Genomic DNA, 21,816 nt, shown 5'->3' with positions numbered 1-21,816 from the left:
TTACAGTTCTAATTCGTGTTGTAGCAGGGAAGCAATCGCCTCCCCGGAGCTGGCGTTAACCAGCGCGTTGCGGAAATCTTCATGCATGATGCGGCGTGCCAGGCGGGAAAAAATACGCATATGCTGATCGCCCGCGGCATGTTTGTTCAGCGTCAGCATGATGATGAATTGTGCTTCTTCATCCCCCCACGTGACGGGGGCTTTCAGGCGTGCAACGCTAATGGTGGATTGCTCAATGTGCTCCGATTTGCAGTGCGGAATGGCAAAGCTAAAGCCGAGACCGGTGGAGAAGACGGCTTCGCGCGCCCACAGATCGGCCTCCAGCTTGCGGGGATAGCGGCAACGTCCTGCAAGCAGCAGGTTATCGGTCATTCCTTTCATGACCTCTTCTTTACTGTTCCAGTCATTGTCCAGTGAAATGCAGCGTGGTATGACCAGCGGTGTGTCCTGCTGATTCATGCGGAACTGCGCCAGCAGGTGTTCCACTTCAAGCGAAGTGCGACACGCCATAGCCTGATTCAGCAACTGGCGGCAGGCGCGGCTATCAAGCTGAGCCAGACGCGCTTTGGTTGCCGGAATGGCGGGCGACCCCATGCTCAGCTCATCCAGACCCAGACCCACCAGCAATGGCAACACCGAACCTTTTGCACCCAGTTCGCCGCACAGGCCAATCCATTTACCCTGGCGATGGACGGCTTGCACCGCGTAATCCAGCGCCCGCAGGAAGGCCGGGTTAAGGCTGTTGTAATGGCGTGTGACTTTGGCGTTGTCGCGGTCAACGGCCAGCAGATACTGCGTCAGGTCATTGCTACCGATGCTAAAGAAATCAATCTCTTCGCAGCACTGATCGATGATAAACATTACAGAAGGCACTTCCAGCATGATGCCGAGCGGGATTTTCTCATCAAACGGAGTATGTTCCGCGCGGAGCTGTTGTTTCGCTTCGGCAAGTTTCTCTTTCACCCACAGGATCTCTTTCATGGAAGAGATCATCGGGATCATTATCTTCAGGCTGCCGTGAGCAGAGGCGCGCAGGATCGCCCGAAGCTGGGTGGAGAAAAGCACTGCATATTCTTCGTAAATACGTACGGCGCGGTAGCCGAGGAACGGGTTATTTTCGGCCGGGATATTCAGATACTCCACCGGTTTATCGCCGCCGATATCCATGGTCCGCACGATGATGCTGCGCCCGTTTGCGCTTTCCAGCGCCTGGCAGAAAATGTTGTAGAGCTCGTTTTCACCGGGCGCGCTGCTGCGGTCCATATAAAGCATTTCGGTGCGAAACAGGCCAACGCCCTCGGCGCCGTTCCCAAATGCTGCCTGCGCTTCCACCGCATGGGCGATGTTAGCGGCAATCTCAACGCGCAGGCCGTCTGCGGTTCTGGCTTCCCGGTCAAGCCAGATGCCCTGCTGCTCGCGTAGTGCCTGTTGTACCCGTGCTTCCTGTCGGTAGTAGCGTGTTACCGCATCGCTGGCATTGACCACGACCGCACCGGCATTGCCATCGATAAATACGGGCTTATTGCGCCACTGCAGCAGGCTTTCGCTGTCGACGCCCACTAGTGTCGGAATATTAAAGGAGCGTGCAAGAATAACGGTGTGCGAGGTTGTTCCACCGCTTTTTAGCAGTAGCCCCTTAAGCAAAGTTTTATCGAGTTCCAGGAACTGGCCGGGCGTGAGGTCGTCGGCAAGGCAGACGCTCGGCTGAGTGAGTTGTCCCGGTGCCGGAAAGCGTTGTTCACCATAAATTTGTTGTAAAAGTTGATAGCAAACATCGCGCACATCCAGCACACGTTCCTGTAAGTAGCTGCTGCTGGAGCGAGAGAACGCATCGCAGAAATGGTTGGCTGTGGCGATTATCGCTTGCGCGCAGCTTAGCCCCTGGCTCACGCCAGCAAGAAGATGCTGATGCAGAGAGGTATCCGTCGCCAGAGATCTGTGCGCGTCGAGAATTGCGCTGGCGGTGCTGTCGCTGTCCAGCGCACGAAGTTCAATGTTTTTCACCAACAGGGTGAGTCCGTTGTCCAGCGCTGACTGTTCATCTTCCACGCTTTTCCCGTCGGGTAAATCCGTCAGTGCATTGAGATCCAGCGAGGTCAGCAACGTCAGCACGCCCTGGGCACTACCGCTGCACACAGGCAGGGCGCGAAAGAGCGTTGGATTAAGGCGTGCGAGAGATTCTGGCAGCGGATCGCGCCCAGTATTGATGGCTTCTGCGAGCGGCGCATCACAGTGTGGAAATTCTTCCCGGAGCCATTGTTCCAGATGTTGATGGGCGTTCTGCTCATCTTCACCATGGATCACCAGACGACAGGCGTCGCCTGCCAGCGTATCGGTACCAATAAGTGCCAGTGCGCTCTTGGCATTCCCTTTACGGTCTGTGCGCAGGTTGTGCCATTCGATTTGCGAGATAAACGTATTGCACAGCGTCTCCACATGACTTGCCGGACGCGCGTGAACACCGTTGGGTAATTCACAGGTAAATTCCACTACGAGAGCCATACACACTCCTGAAATCAATCCTCATTCATTGGGCAACAGCATACGAGTGTGTTGATGACGCGCGCCATGTGACAAATCTGCCAAAAGCTGGACAAATGTAATATCACGTGAAAAGTGAGATTTGACTCACAGGTTGTGGTGTTTTGTCTGATGCGTACCATTGATCAGAAATGTGGAGGCGGATCTCATTTTTATTTCGACATTACAAAAATCCAGTAAATGGCCTTTTTGTCTCCTGTTAGCCGTCTTCCTGATTGCCTATTGTTTGCCACAACATCTTTATGGTTTTAGGCCAGGAGCGACATATGAAAGAGTTGGTGCATATTCTCAAGAACACGCGGCAGCATCTGATGACCGGGGTATCACACATGATCCCGTTCGTGGTCGCAGGCGGTATTTTGCTGGCGGTCTCGGTCATGCTGTACGGCAAGGGTGCGGTCCCGGATGCAGCAACCGATCCCAACCTCAAAAAGCTATTCGATATCGGCGTAGCAGGGTTGACGCTGATGGTGCCTTTCCTGGCCGCCTATATTGGCTATTCCATTGCCGAGCGCGCAGCGCTGGCGCCTTGCGCTATTGCCGCGTGGGTCGGTAACAGCTTCGGTGCGGGTTTCTTCGGCGCCATTATTGCCGGGATCCTCGGCGGGATTGTCGTCTGGTATCTGAAAAAACTGCCGGTCCCGAAAGTGCTGCGATCCGTCATGCCTATCTTCATCATCCCTATCATCGGCACCTTTGTTACCGCAGGCATCATGATGTGGGGTCTGGGTGAACCAGTTGGCGCGTTGACGGCGGGCTTAACCCAGTGGCTGCAAGGGATGCAGCAGGGCAGCATCGTAGTGTTGGCCGTCATCATGGGGTTGATGCTGGCCTTCGACATGGGCGGCCCGATTAATAAAGTCGCCTATGCCTTCATGCTGATCTGCGTTGCACAGGGCGTCTACACCGTGGTGGCGATTGCGGCAGTCGGTATCTGTGTGCCACCGCTGGGATTAGGCCTGGCGACGGTGATTAATCGCAAGAATTTTACCGGTGAAGAGCGTGAAGCGGGTAAGGCCGCATTAGTGATGGGCTGCGTGGGGGTCACCGAAGGGGCCATTCCGTTCGCCGCAGCCGATCCTCTGCGTGTCATTCCCTCCATCATGCTGGGATCCGCATCTGGCGCAGTGACGGCCGCCGTGATGGGCGCGCAATGCTATGCCGGCTGGGGCGGGCTCATCGTTCTCCCTGTGGTGGAGGGCAAACTCGGCTACATCGCGGCGGTTGCCGTGGGGGCTGTGGTGACGGCCATTAGCGTTAACGTGCTGAAGAGTATTGCCCGTAAGAATGCAAAACAGGTCGTGGAAAAAGAGGACGACCTAGATCTGGATTTCGAAATTAACTGAGTGAGGAAGAGAACATGACCCGAATTATTGCAGTAACAGCATGTCCGTCAGGCGTTGCTCATACCTACATGGCGGCCGAAGCGCTGGAAAGTGCCGCCAAAGCTAAAGGTTGGGAAGTGAAGGTTGAAACGCAGGGGTCGATTGGCCTGGAGAATGAACTGACGGCAGAAGACGTTGCCGCCGCAGATATGGTGATCCTGACCAAAGATATCGGCATTAAGTTCGAAGAGCGCTTTGCCGGGAAAACCATTGTACGCGTCAATATCAGCGACGCGGTAAAACGCGCTGACGCCATCATGAACAAAATTGATGCCCACCTGGCGCAAACCGCCTGACGCTTTCCCGCCTTTAGGGGCGGGCTCGTTTTCCGTTACAGGAGTTCCCTCATGACGAATCGTACCCAGCGTTTGAAAGACGCTCTTTTTGCTAATCCGCGTGAAATCTCGCTTGAGCGTGCTTTGCTCTATACCGCCAGCCATCAGCAGACGGAGGGCGAGCCGGTTATCCTCAGGCGAGCAAAAGCCACGGCGTACATTCTTGACCATGTGAACATCGCGATTCGTGATGAGGAACTGATTGCGGGAAACCGGACCGTTAAACCGCGCGCGGGCATTATGTCTCCTGAGATGGATCCGTACTGGCTGCTTAAGGAGCTGGACCAGTTTTCCACACGCCCGCAGGACCGCTTCGAGATCGGCGAAGCGGATAAGCAGATTTACCGTGACGTGCTGTATCCCTACTGGGAAAAACGGTCGATGAAGGATTTCATCAACAGCCAGATGACGGATGAGGTGAAAGCCGCCGTGGGGACGCAAATTTTCAGCGTCAATCAGACGGACAAAGGGCAGGGGCATATCATTATTGATTATCCGCGCCTGCTGAATAACGGGCTGGGTGCGCTGGTGGCGCAAATGCGAGAATATTGTGCCCGCGATGCGCAGAACATGTTCTATGCCGCCGCGCTGATTCTGCTTGAAGCATCCCAGCGTCATATTCTGCGCTATGCCGCGCTGGCTGAAAGGCTTGCGTCCGGCTGTGATGAAGCTTCACGGCGTGAAGAACTATGTAAGATTGCCGAAATCTCGCGTCATAACGCGCAGCATAAGCCGCAAACGTTCTGGCAGGCGTGTCAGCTGTTCTGGTATATGAACGTCATTTTGCAATACGAATCTAACGCCAGCTCGCTTTCTATCGGGCGCTTCGACCAGTATATGTTGCCGTTTTATCAGGCTTCACTCTCGCAGGGGGACGATCCCGAATTTCTGAAAGAGCTACTGGAATCGCTGTGGGTGAAATGCAATGACGTGGTGCTTTTACGTTCGACCAGTAGCGCACGTTATTTTGCAGGTTTTCCGACGGGTTATACCGCGTTGTTGGGCGGCTTAACGGAGAGCGGTCGTAGCGCAGTGAATGTGCTTTCCTTCCTGTGCCTGGATGCTTACCAGAGGGTTCAGCTTCCGCAGCCGAACCTAGGCGTACGGGTTAACGAACTTATCGACCGACCTTTCCTGCTTAAAACGGCGGAGACGATCCGCCTGGGCACCGGTATCCCGCAGATTTTCAATGATGAAGTGGTGGTGCCTGCTTTCCTTAATCGGGGGGTGTCGCTGGAAGACGCGCGCGACTACGCGGTGGTTGGCTGTGTAGAACTGTCGATTCCGGGTAAAACCTACGGTCTGCATGATATCGCGATGTTTAACCTGCTGAAGGTAATGGAAATCGCGATGCAGGAGAACGAAGGTAACGCAGCGCTGAGTTATGAAGGCCTGCTGGACCATATCCGCGCCAAAATTAACCACTATATTGCGCTAATGGTTGAGGGGAGCAATATCTGCGATATCGGCCATCGCGACTGGGCACCGGTGCCGTTACTCTCTTCATTCATAAGCGATTGTCTGGAATCAGGGAAAGATATTACCGAGGGTGGCGCGCGCTATAACTTTTCTGGCGTTCAGGGGATCGGGATAGCCAATCTGAGTGATTCACTGCACGCCCTGAAAGGGCTGGTTTTTGAACAGCATCGCTTAAGTTTTGATGAGCTATTAGCCGTATTGAACGCTAACTTTGCCACGCCAGAGGGCAAAAAAATCCGCGCACGGTTGATTAATCGCTTCGAAAAATACGGCAATGATATCGATGATGTCGACAACATCAGCGCTGAACTGCTGCGCCATTACTGTAAAGAGGTCGAAAAATACCGGAACCCGCGCGGCGGGCAGTTCACTCCGGGGTCTTATACCGTGTCGGCACACGTGCCGCTCGGGGCGGTGGTGGGGGCCACGCCCGATGGCCGCTTTGCCGGCGAACAGCTGGCAGACGGTGGGCTTTCGCCGATGCTTGGGCAAGATATGCAGGGCCCAACGGCGGTACTTAAATCGGTAAGCAAGCTGGATAACTATCTGCTATCTAACGGTACGCTGCTAAACGTTAAATTTACCCCTGCGACGCTGGAAGGCGATGCCGGGCTGCAAAAGCTGGCGGATTTCCTTCGCGCTTTCACCCAGCTTAAGTTGCAGCATATCCAGTTCAACGTGGTGAACGCGGAGACATTGCGTGAAGCGCAACAGCGTCCACAGGATTTTGCCGGGCTGGTGGTGCGCGTTGCCGGCTACAGCGCCTTCTTTGTGGAATTATCGAAGGAGATCCAGGATGACATTATCCGCCGCACAGCGCATCAGCTGTGACGTGGTTGAAACGCGCGCCGAGGTGGCGCGTATTTTCAACATCCAGCGCTACTCATTGAATGACGGACGCGGCATCCGTACGGTTGTCTTTTTTAAAGGCTGCCCTCACCGCTGTCCGTGGTGTGCGAATCCAGAGTCGATTTCGCCGAAAATCGAGATGGTGCGTAGAGAAAGTAAATGTCTTAACTGCGCCCCCTGTTTACGGGACGTTGATGAGTGCCCCTCCGGCGCATTTGAGCCTATCGGGCGGGACGTTACGCTGGAGGAGCTGGAAAAAGAGGTAATGAAAGACGATGTATTCTTTCGTTCCTCGGGAGGCGGAGTGACGCTTTCGGGTGGGGAAGTATTGCTGCAGGCACCTTTCGCGACACGGCTACTACAAAGGCTGCGTCGATTCGGCGTGCATTCGGCCATCGAAACGGCAGGCGATGCCCCTTTGTCCCGATTAATACCGCTGGCTCGCCAGTGTGATGAAGTGCTGTTTGATTTGAAGATCATGGACGCGGATCTGGCCCAATCGATTATGGCAATGAATCTTCCCAGAGTGCTGGATAATTTCCGCCAGCTGGTGGCTGACGGGATAAACGTGATTCCCCGCGTGCCGCTTATTCCGGGCTATACGCTCAACGAAACGAACATGACGCGCGTACTGGATTTCCTGCTACCTTCAGGAATACGACAGCTGCATTTATTGCCCTTTCATCAGTATGGGGAGCCAAAATACCGCCTGCTGGGACAGGAGTGGGGCATGCGGCAAGTTATCCCTCCGACAGAAGATGAGGTGTCAGCGATGCGTCAACGGGCAGAGCGAGAAGGTTTCAATGTTACCCTGGGAGGCTGAATATGACAGTGATAACGGGACGTCATCTGGTGGCGGTGACCGCGTGCGTCAGTGGCGTCGCGCATACCTATATGGCTGCCGAACGGCTGGAAAAGCTCTGCCAGCAGGAGAGGTGGAGTGTTAACATCGAGACGCAGGGAGCGCTGGGCATCGAGAGCGAGCTTACGGAAGACGACATTCAGCGTGCCGATGTCGTATTGCTGATTACCGATATAGAACTGTCGGGCAGTGAGCGTTTCGAGAATGCGCGCTACGTGAAGTGCGGTATTAGCGCCTTTTTACGTGATCCACAAAAGGTGATGGGAGCGGTGCGTAAGATATTAGCCGCTCCGCAGCATACTCAGGTCATTCTGGACTAGCGGTCTTCCCGGTGAGCTGGCTGTGATACTGGCGACGGTATTCTGAAGGCGAACGCTCCGTGTTCTTGCGAAATAACCGGCAGAAATAGTTGCTGTCAACAAATCCGCAGGCATGCGCTACCTCTTTCACTTTTAAATCATACCCTTTCAGCAACTGGCGAGCGTGTTCCAGCCGGGTGTGCGTCAGGTATTCATTGAAACCCACTGCGCCCGTTTTCTGAAACAGATGCGACAGGTAGTTTGGGGAGATATAAAAAGCCTGCGCGACGGATTCCCGGGTAAGCGGGGTGGCGTAGTGTTCGTCAATATAGATCCGAATCGCTTCAAATAAAGCCTGACTGCGGGAGGCGGTTTGGATCTGGCTACCCAGCAGGTCGACGCAGTGGCTAAGCAGGCTGGCGATAATCAGCCGCGCGGTTTGTTGCTCATGGGGCTGCATCTGTATTTCATGAAGCGTCTGTAAGAGTAGCGATCCAATACGCGGACCACGGCGGGCAACGTTCTGCTTTGCCAGGTTACGAACGTCTACGCCATCCCAGTGTATAAGGCTAAAACCAAGCTGCTGTTTGCCAAACAGGATGCTCAGCGTTGTTGCGGGGGCTTGCCATTGTGGATTATTCCAGCCGCCAGCCGGGACGTATAAAACGTCACCCTGCTGTAATACGCAGCCAGCCAGGTCTTTCATGGATCCTTCGATCGCGATCTCCAGACGTGGAAAATCGACCTGCAAGGCAAGTTCGGGGGCGGAGGTCGCTGGGTTTGCAAAATGCACCTCATGCAGCGGCGTTGTGCCGTTGATCAGGTCATTCAGGATATCGGTAATGTCGTGGTGCATGGTGTTGATACCAGGGTATTGCCGGGTGGCGCTAACGCTTACCCGGCCTACTTATCGTAGGCCCGTGCAAGCGCAGCGCCGCCGGGCGTAAAGCATTAGCCGGTGTTACGCATACCCGCCGCAACGCCCGCAATCGTCACCATCAGCGCCTGTTCAACACGTGGATCCGGCTCTTTCCCTTCTTCTTCCGCCAGACGCGAACGGTGCAGCAGCTCTGCCTGCAGGACGTTCAGCGGGTCGGTGTAGATGTTACGCAGTTGAATAGACTCGGCAATCCACGGCAGGTCCGCCATCAGGTGTGAGTCGTTGGCGATGTCCAGAACCACTTTGATGTCGCCTTCCAGCAGTTCGCGCAGCTCTTTGCCCAGCGCCCACAGCTCAGGTTTCACCAGACGCTGATCGTAGTATTCCGCCAGCCACAGGTCAGCTTTCGAGAAGACCATCTCCAGCATGCCCAGACGGGTAGAGAAGAATGGCCAGTCGCGACACATGGTCTCCAGCTCGCTCTGTTTGCCGTCTTCCACCACTTTTTGCAGCGCGGCACCGGCACCCAGCCAGGCGGGCAGCATCAAACGGTTTTGCGTCCAGGCGAAGATCCACGGGATCGCGCGCAGAGACTCTACGCCACCGGTCGGGCGACGCTTCGCAGGACGTGAGCCCAGCGGCAGTTTACCCAGCTCCTGCTCAGGCGTGGCCGAGCGGAAGTAAGGAACGAAATCTTTGTTTTCACGCACGTAGCCGCGGTACAGATCGCAGGAGATATCAGACAACTCGTCCATGATATGGCACCAGGATGCTTTCGGCTCCGGCGGCGGCAGCAGGTTTGCTTCCAGGATAGCGCTGGTATAAAGCGACAGGCTGCTGATGGTCACTTCCGGCAGACCGTACTTGAAGCGGATCATCTCGCCCTGCTCGGTGACGCGCAGGCCGCCTTTCAGGCTTCCCGGCGGCTGTGACAGAAGGGCTGCATGTGCAGGTGCGCCGCCACGGCCAATTGAGCCACCGCGTCCGTGGAACAGGGTCAGCTCAATACCGGCTTTCTCGCAGGTTTTGATCAGGGCATCCTGCGCCTGATACTGCGCCCAGGATGCCGCCATCACGCCTGCATCTTTCGCGGAATCGGAATAGCCGATCATCACCATCTGTTTGCCCTGGATAAAGCCGCGGTACCAGTCGATATTCAGCAGCTGGGTCATGACGTCGTTGGCGTTATTCAGGTCGTCGAGGGTCTCAAACAGCGGGGCGACCGGCAGGGCGTAGTCGATTCCCGCTTCTTTCAGCAGAAGGTGAACGCCCAGCACGTCGGAAGGGGTCTTCGCCATAGAGATCACATAGGCGGCCACCGATCCTTTCGGCGCGTCTACGATCGCTTTACAGGTGTTGAGCACCTCGCGGGTTTCGTTGCTTGGCTCCCAGTTGCGCGGCAGCAGAGGGCGCTTCGAGTTCAGCTCGCGGATCAGGAAGGCCTGTTTGTCGGCTTCGGACCAGCTTTCATAGTCGCCGATGCCGAGGTAGCGGGTCAGCTCGCCCAGCGCTTCGGTATGGCGGGTACTTTCCTGACGTACGTCGATACGCACCAGCGGCACGCCGAAACACTTCACGCGGCGCAGGGTGTCGAGCAGTTCGCCGTTAGCGATGATGCCCATCCCGCAGGCCTGGAGTGATTTATAACAGGCGTACAGCGGCTCCCAGAGCTGTTCGTTCTGGCTGAGCAGGCCTTCTGGTTTTGGCAGGCGCTGACCTTTCAGACGCGCTTCCAGCCACGCCTGAGTGGCCATCAGCTGACCGCGCAGTTTTTTCATCAGGAAACGGTACGGTTCGCTGGCACCCTCTTCACCTGCCAGCGCGCGTAGTTCCGGCGTCGCTTCAACCATCGACAGCTCGGAGATCAGCACCTGAATGTCTTTCAGGAACAGGTCGGTCGCTTTCCAGCGGCTCAGCAGCAGGACGTGACGGGTAATTTCCGCGGTCACGTTCGGGTTGCCGTCGCGGTCGCCGCCCATCCAGGAGGTGAAGCGGACCGGAACGAAATCGACCGGCAGGCGGTAGCCAAGGTTCTCTTCCAGCTGTTCGTTCAGCTCGCGCAGGTAGTTCGGCACCCCTTCCCACAGGCTGTTTTCCACCACCGCAAAGCCCCATTTGGCTTCGTCGACCGGGCTTGGACGATGCTTACGAATTTCATCGGTGTGCCAGGACTGGGCAATCAGCTGGCGCAGACGGCGCATCAGCTGGTTGCGTTCGTAGTCGGCAATGTCTTTGTTATCCAACTGCTTCAGACAGTTGTTCACTTCCACCATTTTGTGGATCAGGGTGCGACGGGTAATTTCAGTGGGGTGTGCGGTCAGCACCAGCTCCAGCGAAAGTGACTCCACCGCTTTTTTCATGGTGGCTTCGTTGAGGTCTGGCTGGTCTTTCAGTTTACGAAGGGTGCGGGCAATGACTTCCGGGTTGCTTGCCGCTTCGCCATTTGGCGAAATGCTGTGGTATTGCTCAGCGGTGTTAGCCAGGTTCAGGAACTGGCTGAATGCGCGCGCAACGGGCAGCAGCTCATCGTTTGAGAGGTTCTGCAAGGTGGTGAGCAGCTCCTGACGACTGGCCTCGTTACCGGCACGGGAAGATTTAGACAGCTTGCGGATGGTTTCAACGCGGTCGAGGATGTTCTCCCCCAACGCGTCTTTGATGGTATCTCCAAGCACTTTGCCGAGCATACTGACATTACTACGCAACGCGGAATATTGTTCGTTCATAAAAACCCAGTCACCCCATCATTTTTGTTTATGCCCAGGCGAAAATTTTCTGGACATTATTTTGTCATCTCCCTTTATAAAGCCACGTAAAACCCCCGTCGTCAATTGCTGCGAAAACGGTTCAGCAAACGAATAAATGAGGGCAATTTACGAAATTTAATTCGCATTGCGCCAGATAAGAGATGCTTATGAAAATCTTCAGGGGAAAGGGATTAATCACTAAAAATGGCAACTGCGATTGCCATTTTGCTTTTATCTCCGGTTTTTTACGCAAAAAAAAGCGGACCACGGGGTCCGCAAAAGTTCACGTTGGCTTTAGTTGTTCGAGTTTTGAGAGAAACTCGCTGACGGTGCGGGGACGTCAAGGGTCAAACACGTGCCGCCTCGTCTATGTGGTGTATTATTCAACAGAATGCTTGATAGGGATAATCGTTCGTTGCTATGCTATCTATCGCCATGAACTATCGTGGCGACGGAGGATGAATAATGAATATTCGTGATCTTGAATACCTGGTAGCGTTAGCCGAGCATCGTCACTTTCGCCGCGCGGCAGATTCCTGCCACGTCAGCCAGCCCACGCTGAGCGGCCAGATCCGCAAGCTGGAAGACGAGCTGGGCGTGATGCTGCTGGAGCGCACCAGTCGTAAGGTTCTGTTCACACAGGCAGGTCTTCTGCTGGTGGATCAGGCGCGCACCGTGCTGCGCGAGGTCAAAGTGCTCAAGGAAATGGCAAGCCAGCAGGGGGAGGCCATGTCCGGCCCGCTGCATATTGGCCTGATCCCAACCGTTGGCCCGTACCTGTTGCCGCACATCATTCCGATGCTGCACCAGACGTTCCCGAAACTCGAAATGTACCTGCACGAAGCTCAGACGCATCAGCTGCTGGCGCAGCTGGACAGCGGCAAGCTCGACTGCGCTATTCTGGCACTGGTAAAAGAGAGTGAGGCCTTTATTGAAGTACCGCTGTTCGATGAGCCGATGATGCTGGCGATCTATGAAGATCACCCGTGGGCGAACCGCGATCGCGTGCCGATGGCCGATCTGGCCGGTGAAAAGCTGCTGATGCTGGAAGATGGCCACTGCCTGCGCGACCAGGCTATGGGCTTCTGCTTCGAAGCGGGTGCCGATGAAGATACCCATTTCCGGGCAACCAGTCTGGAAACGCTGCGTAATATGGTGGCGGCGGGAAGCGGTATTACGCTTCTGCCTGCGCTGGCGGTGCCGCACGAGCGTAAACGTGATGGCGTGGTCTATCTGCCGTGCATTAAGCCGGAACCGCGTCGTACGATTGGCCTGGTTTATCGTCCGGGTTCACCGCTACGCAGCCGCTATGAGCAGCTGGCAGAGGCCATCCGCGGTGCAATGGATGGCCATTTTGACAGCGCGTTAAAACAGGCGGTTTAAGCCGTTCAGCGCGGCTACCCGATAGGCTTCCGCCATGGTCGGGTAGTTAAAGGTGGTGTTGACGAAGTACTCAATGGTGTTACCACCACCTTTCTGCTCCATGATTGCCTGGCCGATATGAATGATTTCCGCGGCGCGTTCACCGAAGCAGTGAATCCCGAGGATCTCTTTCGTCTCGCGATGGAAAAGAATTTTCAGCGTTCCCACGCTCATCCCCACGATTTGCGCCCGCGCCAGATGTTTAAACTGCGCACGACCCACCTCGTAAGGCACCTTCATTGACGTTAGCTGCTGCTCGGTTTTCCCGACTGAACTGATTTCCGGGATGGTATAGATGCCCGTCGGAATATCTTCAATCAGGTGCGCCGTTGCTTCACCCTTCACCAGCGCCTGAGCGGCAATTCGGCCCTGATCGTAGGCAGCAGAGGCCAGGCTCGGGTAGCCAATCACGTCACCAACCGCGTAGACGTGCGGCAGGGCGGTCTGATACATGCTGTTGACCTTGAGCTGACCACGGCTGTCGGTCTCAAGCCCGATATTTTCCAGCTGCAGGGAATCGGTGTTGCCGGTACGGCCGTTGGCGTACAGCAGGCAGTCTGCTTTCAGCTTCTTGCCGGACTTCAGGTGCATGATCACCCCGTCGTCACAGCCTTCAATTTTCTCGTACTCTTCGTTGTGACGAATCACCACGCCGCTGTTCCAGAAGTGGTAGGAGAGGGAGTCAGACATCTCCTGATCGAGGAAAGCTAGCAGGCGGTCGCGGGTGTTGATCAGGTCAACTTTGACGTCCATCCCGCGGAAGATCGACGCATATTCGCAACCAATGACCCCTGCGCCATAGATAATGACGTGGCGGGGTTCATGGTGCAGGCTCAGAATCGAATCGCTGTCGTAGACGCGCGGGTGCGAGAAATCGACGTCGGCGGGATGGTACGGGCGTGAACCGCAGGCAATCACAAATTTTTCAGCCGTGATGGTTTCAACCGAACCGTCGTGGCATTCGAGTGCCAGGGTGTGTTCATCCACAAAATGCGCGTTGCCCTGCAAAATTTCACAGTGGTTACGCTCATAAAATCCCTGACGCATGCGTGTCTGCTGGTTAATAACGGTGTCCGCGTGATTCAGGATGTCAGCAAAGGATGAACGAAGAAGTCGGGAGTGGTCGCTGTAAAGAGGGTTCTGGTTAAATTCGATAATGCGGCTAACGGCGTGGCGGAGGGCTTTCGAAGGGATGGTGCCCCAGTGGGTGCAACCGCCGCCGACATTATGGTAGCGCTCGATGACCGCTACTCTGGCTCCCTGTTTCACCAGACCCATAGCAGCACCTTCGCCGCCGGGGCCGGAACCAATAACTATTGCGTCGTAATCGTAGGAATGTGGCATGGTAAGGCTTACCTGTTCTTATACATAAAAGCAACAGAATCATAACATCATTGCCGGAGTAACCCAATTATCGTTGTGCTTTTTTCCGGCAGTGGAGCACAAACCGCACGTAAACAATCATTCACAAAGCCAGACAAACAGATTAATTTTATTCTCTGGTATAGTGCCATCAGGCCTTTGGAAGGATTCAACTATCGTGATGGGCGTAAGAGCACAACAAAAAGAGAAAACCCGGCGTTCGCTGGTGGAAGCCGCATTCAGTCAACTGAGTGCTGAGCGGAGTTTTGCCAGTTTGAGCCTGCGCGAAGTCGCACGCGAGGCCGGGATTGCGCCAACGTCCTTCTATCGTCATTTCCGTGATGTGGATGAACTGGGCCTGACCATGGTCGACGAGAGCGGTTTGATGTTGCGTCAGCTGATGCGCCAGGCGCGTCAGCGTATCGCCAAAGGGGGCAGCGTGATCCGCACCTCCGTATCGACCTTTATGGAATTTATCGGCAATAACCCCAACGCGTTTCGTCTGCTTCTGCGCGAGCGTTCGGGCACATCGGCGGCGTTTCGTGCCGCCGTCGCGCGTGAAATTCAGCATTTCATCGCGGAACTTGCCGACTATCTTGAACTCGAAAACCATATGCCGCGTGCCTTTACTGAAGCACAGGCTGAGGCGATGGTGACGATTGTTTTCAGCGCGGGTGCCGAAGCGCTGGACGTCAGCATTGAACAACGCAAGCAGCTCGAAGAGCGGCTGGTATTGCAGCTCAGGATGATCTCCAAAGGCGCGTACTACTGGTATCGCCGTGAACAAGAGAAACTGGCACATCAAACCGAAGAGTGAAGGTGAGTAATGAAACAGTCAGGTCAGGATAAAGGGACGCTGTTGCTGGCATTGATCGCTGGCTTATCCATTAATGGTACGTTTGCCGCTATTTTTAGCTCAATCGTTCCATTTTCGATTTTCCCGCTTATAGCGCTGGTGCTGACGGTTTACTGCCTGCATCAACGTTACCTGAACCGCACCATGCCGGTGGGGTTACCGGGGCTGGCCGCTGCCTGCTTTATTCTGGGCGTATTGCTGTATAGCACGGTGGTGCGCGCGGAGTATCCGGATATCGGCTCTAACTTCTTCCCTGCGGTACTGTCTGTGGCGCTGGTGTTCTGGATTGGCTCGCGCATGCGTAGCCGCAAGAGCCAGTTACCGGAGTAGAGAATTTTGTAGGGCAGGTAAGCGAAGCGCCACCTGCCAAAATGCCGGATATTTACTTAGCCGTCAGAAGTACGCCGCACTCCATATGGTGCGTATACGGGAACTGATCGAACAGTGCCAGACGTTCAACCTTGTGCGTCTGGCCTAACGTTTCCAGGTTCTTGCACAGGGTCTCCGGATTACAGGAGATGTACAAAATACGCGGGTACGCCTGCACCATCTTCTCGGTTTCGCTGTCCAGGCCACTGCGCGGCGGGTCGACAAAAATCGTCTCACACTGGTAGCTCTTCAGATCGATCCCTTCAAGACGGTTAAACTGGCGTACGCCGTTCATCGCCTGCGTGAATTCTTCCGCGGCCATACGAATGATCTGCACGTTGTCGATATGGTTAGCGGCAATATTGTACTGCGCGGCGGCTACCGACGGCTTGGCGATTTCCGTTGCGAGGACGCGGTCGAAATTACGCGCCAGCGCCAGCGAGAAATTGCCGTTACCGCAGTAGAGCTCAAGCAGATCGCCCGTTGACCCTTCCGTCGCCTTCAGCGCCCACTCCAGCATCTGCACGTTCATCGCGGCATTCGGCTGGGTGAAGCTGTTTTCCACCTGACGATAGACCATCTCTTTACCCGCCACAGGCAGGCGCTCGTCGACGTAGTCCTGATCCAGCATGATTTTGGTTTTTGTCGCCCGGCCAATCAGGTGAACGTTGATGTTCTGCGCCCGTAGCGCATCGCGCAGCGCTTCTGCCTGCTCGCGCCACTCGTCGTTCAGCGCTTTGTGGTATAGCAGAGAGACAATCGCCTGATTGCTTTGCGTGGTCAGGTAGTCAATCTGGAACAGCTTGTTACGCAGCATCGGATTGTTGCGCACGCCGTCCATTATCAGCGTCATCAGCTGGTTGATAAGCTCACTCGCTGCCGGGAAGCTGTCCACGCGGATACGGGACTTCGTCTGCTGATCGAAAATGATGTGGTACAGGTCGTCACCGTCGTGCCAGATGCGGAATTCGGCACGCATGCGGTAGTGGCTGACAGGAGAGCGGAACACCTCGGGAACGGGCGCGTTGAAAGGCGTCATCATACTTTGCAGGCGGACAACTTTTTCTGCCAGCTGCGCGTCGTACTGTTCTGTCGGGAGGTGTTCTGGGGTCATGATGCGTCCTGAGTGATAAAGAATTACGCGGCGATTGTAGGCATTGTTCAGGGGATGTCCAGATTTAATGGCCAATAGCTGTCTGGACATCCATACGTGTCTAATTGTAGCATTCTGTTTCCGGTCTCCTGAGAGTGAAAAGGGAATCCAGTGTAAATCTGGAGCTGACGCGCAGCGGTAAAGACTGGCGGGATGAGCGTTGTAGACACTGTGAAAATGGGAAGTCTTCATCCTTATATAGCCACCTAGCCCGAAGACCTGCCGGGATCACGTCGCATTTGGTTTCATCATCGCGTGCTATCGATGAGGCCTGCGGCATCCTTCTTATATTGTGGATGCTTTAACAATGATTAAAAAAGTATCGCTGTTGACGGCGTTGTCCGTCACGGCATTTTCGGGCTGGGCGCAGGATAGCGCAGACTCGTTGGTGGTGACGGCAAATCGTTTTGAACAACCGGCAAAAACTGTTCTGGCACCGACGTCCGTGGTGACGCGCGAAGATATTGAACGCTGGCAGGCCAGAAGCGTGGTGGAAATCATGTCACGTCTGCCTGGCGTGGATATCGCGCAAAGCGGTGGAATGGGCTCGAACTCTTCGACTTTTATTCGCGGAACGGAATCTCGCCATGTGCTGGTGCTGATTGACGGTATTCCTTTGAATAACGCCGGGATCAGCAACGTTCCCGATCTGAGCCAAATCCCAACCTCGCTGATTCAGCGTATTGAGTACATCCGTGGTCCGCGTTCGGCCCTGTATGGCTCCGATGCGATTGGCGGCGTGATCAACATCATCACCGGACGTGACAAGCCGGGTGCGGAAATCTCAGCGGGCGTCGGCTCTAAGGGTTATCAGACCTATGACGGCGCTTTCCAGCACGTGCTGGATAAAACCAAAATCACCATGGCGGGTAACTACACCTATACCCGTGGTTTTGATATTGATGCCAAAGATGCTCCGCGCCAGCCGGACCGCGATGGCTTTATGAGTAAATCGCTGTACGGCTCCGTGGAACAGCAGATTATCGACAGCGTGAGCGGCTTCTTCCGTGGCTTTGGTTATGACAACCGCACCGCGTACGACGGTTACGATCACTACGACGACAACTTTATGGTGGATGGACGACCTGATACTCGCCAGCTCTATAGCCAGAACTGGGATACCGGTCTGCGTTACAACCAAGGGATTTTCCAGTCACAGCTGGTCGCGGGTTACGGTCGCAGTAAAGATCAGAACTATGATCCGAAGAAAGGGCGTTACGCTGATTCCGCCACTATGGATGACGTGAAGCAGTATACCACCCAATGGCTCAACACCGTAGAAGTCGGTCACGGCAACATTGGCGCAGGTCTGGACTGGCAAAAGCAGAAGACGCAGGCCGGAACGGGCTACCTGGATAAAGGGTACGAGCAACGCAATACCGGCGTGTTTGTTTCGGCAATGCAGCAGTTCAGCAGCGTGACGCTGGAAGCGGCGGCGCGTAATGACGACAACTCCAACTTTGGTAACCATGGCACATGGCAAACCAGTGCGGCGTGGGAGTTTGTGTATGGCTATCGCGTGATTGCTTCCTACGGTACCGCATTTAAAGCACCAACCATGAGCCAGATCCACAGCGCCTCTTATGGTAACCCGGACCTCAAACCGGAAGAGAGTAAGCAGTGGGAAGGGGGCTTTGAAGGTCTGACGGGACCGGTCAACTGGCGTATCACCGGCTATCGAAATGACATTGATAATCTTATTAACAGCGATCCGCATACGTATCGTTACTACAACGTTGACGAAGCACGTATTAAAGGTGTGGAAGCGACGGCACAGTTCGATACTGGCCCGGTCGGACATCAGATTTCCTATGATTATGTCGACCCGCGTAATGCCAAAACCAACGAAGTACTGGCCCGCCGTTCTAAGCAGCAGGTTAAGTACCAGCTTGACTGGCAGGTATGGGATCTCGACTGGAACCTTGCCTACCGTTATCTGGGCACCCGCTATGATGTCGCGATTGATCCTGACACCTATTCGTCAGAACGCGTGAAAATGGGCGGTGTCAGCCTTTGGGATGTCGCAGTTTCGTATCCTGTCACCTCACATCTCACAGTTCGTGGTAAAATAGCCAACCTGTTCGATAAAGATTACGAGACAGTTTATGGCTACCAAACTGCAGGACGGGAATACACCTTGTCTGGCAGCTACACCTTCTAATCCGCGTCCCACCGTGCTGGTGTTTGATTCCGGCGTCGGTGGGCTTTCGGTCTATGATGAGATTCGGCATCTCCTGCCGGATCTCCATTACATCTACGCCTTCGATAACGTCGCTTTCCCGTATGGGGAAAAGAGCGAAGATTTTATTGTTGAGCGTGTGGTTGAAATCGTCACTGCGGTACAAAAACGCTATCCCCTTGCGCTGGCCGTCATCGCCTGTAATACGGCGAGCACCGTTTCTCTTCCCGCCCTGCGTGAAAAATTCCAGTTCCCGGTTGTGGGCGTTGTCCCTGCAATAAAGCCTGCCGCGCGTCTGACGGCGAACGGCATAGTGGGTTTGCTGGCAACGCGAGGCACGGTAAAGCGTCCTTATACCCGCGAGTTGATCGACCGTTTTGCTAACGAATGTCAGATTGCGATGCTGGGCTCGGCCGAGCTGGTGGAGATGGCCGAAGCGAAGCTGCATGGAAAGGCGGTATCACTCGACGAGCTGCGTCGTATTCTTCGTCCGTGGCTGCGGATGCCCGAACCTCCGGATACCGTTGTGCTGGGCTGTACCCACTTCCCGCTATTACAGGAAGAGTTATTGGAGGTGTTACCGGAGGGGACGCGCCTGGTGGATTCGGGTGCGGCTATCGCTCGTCGAACTGCCTGGCTGCTGGAACACGAAGCGCCGGATGCGAAATCTACCGATGCGAATATCGCGTTTTGTATGGCTATCACAAAAGAGACTGAGCAACTTTTACCCGTTTTACGCCGTTATGGCTTTGAAACGCTCGAAAAACTGGCGCTATAGCACGGTTTTGAGCAAAAAAGAGACGGTTGAAAGTTTTTTTTAAAAGAGGGGTTGTCAACGTCTGAGAACTCCCTATAATGCGCCTCCACTGACACGGAACAACGGCTTACAGGCCGCCGGGTTAGCGGGGTTCAGAGATGAACGCCAGCAGAGAAAAGCGAAAATAATCACTTGACTCTGAACGAGGAAAACGTAATATACGGGACCTCGCAACGGTGAGCGAAAGCCGCGTTGCACTGCTCTTTAACAATTTATCAGACAATCTGTGTGGGCACTCAAAGTGACATGGATTCTTAATGTCTTCGGACAATAAATGAATACCAAGTCTCTGAGTGAACATACGTAATTCATTACGAAGTTTAATTCACGAGCATCAAACTTAAATTGAAGAGTTTGATCATGGCTCAGATTGAACGCTGGCGGCAGGCCTAACACATGCAAGTCGAGCGGCAGCGGAAAGTAGCTTGCTACTTTGCCGGCGAGCGGCGGACGGGTGAGTAATGTCTGGGAAACTGCCTGATGGAGGGGGATAACTACTGGAAACGGTAGCTAATACCGCATAACGTCGCAAGACCAAAGAGGGGGACCTTCGGGCCTCTTGCCATCAGATGTGCCCAGATGGGATTAGCTAGTAGGTGGGGTAATGGCTCACCTAGGCGACGATCCCTAGCTGGTCTGAGAGGATGACCAGCCACACTGGAACTGAGACACGGTCCAGACTCCTACGGGAGGCAGCAGTGGGGAATATTGCACAATGGGCGCAAGCCTGATGCAGCCATGCCGCGTGTATGAAGAAGGCCTTCGGGTTGTAAAGTACTTTCAGCGGGGAGGAAGGCGTTGAGGTTAATAACCTCAGCGATTGACGTTACCCGCAGAAGAAGCACCGGCTAACTCCGTGCCAGCAGCCGCGGTAATACGGAGGGTGCAAGCGTTAATCGGAATTACTGGGCGTAAAGCGCACGCAGGCGGTCTGTCAAGTCGGATGTGAAATCCCCGGGCTCAACCTGGGAACTGCATTCGAAACTGGCAGGCTAGAGTCTTGTAGAGGGGGGTAGAATTCCAGGTGTAGCGGTGAAATGCGTAGAGATCTGGAGGAATACCGGTGGCGAAGGCGGCCCCCTGGACAAAGACTGACGCTCAGGTGCGAAAGCGTGGGGAGCAAACAGGATTAGATACCCTGGTAGTCCACGCCGTAAACGATGTCGACTTGGAGGTTGTGCCCTTGAGGCGTGGCTTCCGGAGCTAACGCGTTAAGTCGACCGCCTGGGGAGTACGGCCGCAAGGTTAAAACTCAAATGAATTGACGGGGGCCCGCACAAGCGGTGGAGCATGTGGTTTAATTCGATGCAACGCGAAGAACCTTACCTACTCTTGACATCCAGAGAACTTTCCAGAGATGGATTGGTGCCTTCGGGAACTCTGAGACAGGTGCTGCATGGCTGTCGTCAGCTCGTGTTGTGAAATGTTGGGTTAAGTCCCGCAACGAGCGCAACCCTTATCCTTTGTTGCCAGCGGTTAGGCCGGGAACTCAAAGGAGACTGCCAGTGATAAACTGGAGGAAGGTGGGGATGACGTCAAGTCATCATGGCCCTTACGAGTAGGGCTACACACGTGCTACAATGGCGCATACAAAGAGAAGCGACCTCGCGAGAGCAAGCGGACCTCATAAAGTGCGTCGTAGTCCGGATTGGAGTCTGCAACTCGACTCCATGAAGTCGGAATCGCTAGTAATCGTAGATCAGAATGCTACGGTGAATACGTTCCCGGGCCTTGTACACACCGCCCGTCACACCATGGGAGTGGGTTGCAAAAGAAGTAGGTAGCTTAACCTTCGGGAGGGCGCTTACCACTTTGTGATTCATGACTGGGGTGAAGTCGTAACAAGGTAACCGTAGGGGAACCTGCGGTTGGATCACCTCCTTACCTTAAAGAACCTGCCTTTGTAGTGCTCACACAGATTGTCTGATGAAAAACAGCAGTAAAAATCTCTGCAGGCTTGTAGCTCAGGTGGTTAGAGCGCACCCCTGATAAGGGTGAGGTCGGTGGTTCAAGTCCACTCAGGCCTACCAAATTTTCCCTGATACTGCGTTGCGGCAACGCTCACATACTGATGTATGCTTCGCGTTACCACGCCTTGTCTCAGGAAAAATTACCGGTACAGAGATTGCAAAACGATGGGGCTATAGCTCAGCTGGGAGAGCGCCTGCTTTGCACGCAGGAGGTCTGCGGTTCGATCCCGCATAGCTCCACCATCTTTTACTGCAAACACAAGAAAACTTCAGAGTGAACCTGAAAAGGTGCACTGCGAAGTTTTGCTCTTTAA

At 54.7% G+C, this 21,816-nt stretch carries 15 protein-coding genes, 2 tRNA genes, 1 rRNA gene and 1 riboswitch; of the genes, 13 read left to right on the top strand and 5 right to left on the bottom strand.

Annotated features, from left to right (window positions below; all coding sequences use genetic code 11):
* Window positions 1–2,502: a phosphoenolpyruvate--protein phosphotransferase gene (gene ptsP / locus ACW9E7_RS19860; protein ID WP_288459945.1), complete on the bottom strand. Its 2,502-nt coding sequence runs from the start codon at window positions 2,500–2,502 to the stop codon at window positions 1–3.
* Between the two features lie 305 nt (window positions 2,503–2,807).
* Between ptsP and ACW9E7_RS19855 the strand changes: the two genes are divergently transcribed.
* From ACW9E7_RS19855 to ACW9E7_RS19835, 5 genes are read left to right on the top strand one after another with little or no spacing between them, the layout of a single operon-like run.
* Window positions 2,808–3,887 (top strand): PTS fructose transporter subunit EIIC, encoded by a 1,080-nt coding sequence (locus ACW9E7_RS19855; RefSeq protein ID WP_288459947.1) that lies wholly within the window; start codon window positions 2,808–2,810, stop codon window positions 3,885–3,887.
* A gap of 14 nt (window positions 3,888–3,901) precedes the next feature.
* Complete coding sequence (locus tag ACW9E7_RS19850) at window positions 3,902–4,222, top strand: PTS fructose-like transporter subunit IIB (protein WP_111963972.1); 321 nt, start codon at window positions 3,902–3,904, stop codon at window positions 4,220–4,222.
* A gap of 51 nt (window positions 4,223–4,273) precedes the next feature.
* On the top strand, window positions 4,274–6,571 hold the full coding sequence (locus ACW9E7_RS19845) for a formate C-acetyltransferase (RefSeq protein WP_288459950.1): 2,298 nt from the start codon (window positions 4,274–4,276) through the stop codon (window positions 6,569–6,571).
* The gene (locus ACW9E7_RS19840; protein ID WP_288459952.1) at window positions 6,537–7,412 is read left to right on the top strand and encodes a [formate-C-acetyltransferase]-activating enzyme; all 876 of its coding nucleotides are present in this window, start codon (window positions 6,537–6,539) and stop codon (window positions 7,410–7,412) included. The genes ACW9E7_RS19845 and ACW9E7_RS19840 overlap by 35 nt, the downstream gene beginning before the upstream one ends.
* A 2-nt stretch (window positions 7,413–7,414) precedes the next feature.
* Window positions 7,415–7,771, top strand: a complete 357-nt coding sequence (locus ACW9E7_RS19835; RefSeq protein WP_288459955.1) for a PTS fructose-like transporter subunit IIB — start codon at window positions 7,415–7,417, stop codon at window positions 7,769–7,771.
* Here the strand turns inward: ACW9E7_RS19835 and ACW9E7_RS19830 are convergent.
* Together ACW9E7_RS19830 and ppc are read right to left on the bottom strand one after the other, a co-directional pair.
* Window positions 7,758–8,606 carry an AraC family transcriptional regulator gene (locus ACW9E7_RS19830; protein WP_288459957.1) on the bottom strand — a complete coding sequence of 283 codons (849 nt, stop codon included), beginning with the start codon at window positions 8,604–8,606 and terminating at the stop codon, window positions 7,758–7,760. The two genes, ACW9E7_RS19835 and ACW9E7_RS19830, sit on opposite strands and share 14 nt — an antisense overlap.
* A gap of 95 nt (window positions 8,607–8,701) precedes the next feature.
* Complete coding sequence (gene ppc / locus ACW9E7_RS19825) at window positions 8,702–11,353, bottom strand: phosphoenolpyruvate carboxylase (protein WP_458728251.1); 2,652 nt, start codon at window positions 11,351–11,353, stop codon at window positions 8,702–8,704.
* A gap of 486 nt (window positions 11,354–11,839) precedes the next feature.
* Between ppc and oxyR the strand changes: the two genes are divergently transcribed.
* Window positions 11,840–12,757, top strand: coding sequence for a DNA-binding transcriptional regulator OxyR (oxyR, locus tag ACW9E7_RS19820; RefSeq protein WP_008501786.1), 918 nt, complete (start codon window positions 11,840–11,842; stop codon window positions 12,755–12,757).
* Here the strand turns inward: oxyR and sthA are convergent.
* The gene (gene sthA / locus ACW9E7_RS19815; RefSeq protein ID WP_008501785.1) at window positions 12,740–14,140 is read right to left on the bottom strand and encodes a Si-specific NAD(P)(+) transhydrogenase; all 1,401 of its coding nucleotides are present in this window, start codon (window positions 14,138–14,140) and stop codon (window positions 12,740–12,742) included. The genes oxyR and sthA overlap by 18 nt on opposite strands.
* A 196-nt stretch (window positions 14,141–14,336) precedes the next feature.
* Here sthA and fabR point away from each other — a divergent pair, with 196 nt between their 5' ends.
* Window positions 14,337–14,975 (top strand): HTH-type transcriptional repressor FabR, encoded by a 639-nt coding sequence (gene fabR, locus ACW9E7_RS19810; RefSeq protein ID WP_008501784.1) that lies wholly within the window; start codon window positions 14,337–14,339, stop codon window positions 14,973–14,975.
* A gap of 9 nt (window positions 14,976–14,984) precedes the next feature.
* Window positions 14,985–15,344: a YijD family membrane protein gene (locus tag ACW9E7_RS19805; RefSeq protein WP_008501783.1), complete on the top strand. Its 360-nt coding sequence runs from the start codon at window positions 14,985–14,987 to the stop codon at window positions 15,342–15,344.
* Between the two features lie 52 nt (window positions 15,345–15,396).
* Here the strand turns inward: ACW9E7_RS19805 and trmA are convergent, their stop codons facing one another.
* A complete protein-coding gene (gene trmA / locus ACW9E7_RS19800) occupies window positions 15,397–16,497 on the bottom strand; it encodes a tRNA (uridine(54)-C5)-methyltransferase TrmA (protein WP_111963978.1) in 1,101 nt (366 codons plus the stop codon).
* 104 nt (window positions 16,498–16,601) lie between these two features.
* Window positions 16,602–16,777: riboswitch (cobalamin riboswitch) on the top strand.
* 66 nt (window positions 16,778–16,843) lie between these two features.
* On the opposite strand from trmA, the gene btuB reads away from it, so the two are divergent.
* From btuB to ACW9E7_RS19775, 5 genes are all read left to right on the top strand, one after another.
* Window positions 16,844–18,697, top strand: coding sequence for a TonB-dependent vitamin B12 receptor BtuB (gene btuB, locus ACW9E7_RS19795; RefSeq protein WP_458728250.1), 1,854 nt, complete (start codon window positions 16,844–16,846; stop codon window positions 18,695–18,697).
* Window positions 18,642–19,493: a glutamate racemase gene (murI, locus tag ACW9E7_RS19790; RefSeq protein WP_023309660.1), complete on the top strand. Its 852-nt coding sequence runs from the start codon at window positions 18,642–18,644 to the stop codon at window positions 19,491–19,493. The genes btuB and murI overlap by 56 nt, the downstream gene beginning before the upstream one ends.
* 381 nt (window positions 19,494–19,874) lie before the next feature.
* Window positions 19,875–21,416 (top strand): 16S ribosomal RNA (locus ACW9E7_RS19785).
* A 69-nt stretch (window positions 21,417–21,485) separates the two neighbouring features.
* A tRNA-Ile gene (locus ACW9E7_RS19780) sits at window positions 21,486–21,562 on the top strand.
* A gap of 107 nt (window positions 21,563–21,669) precedes the next feature.
* Window positions 21,670–21,745 (top strand) — tRNA-Ala (locus ACW9E7_RS19775).
* Window positions 21,746–21,816 lie beyond the last annotated feature (71 nt).

Source organism: Enterobacter sp. H2G27, assembly GCF_054403075.1.
The sequence above is the reverse complement of the archived record's forward strand: the minus strand, read 5'-3'. Positions and strand labels throughout refer to the sequence as shown.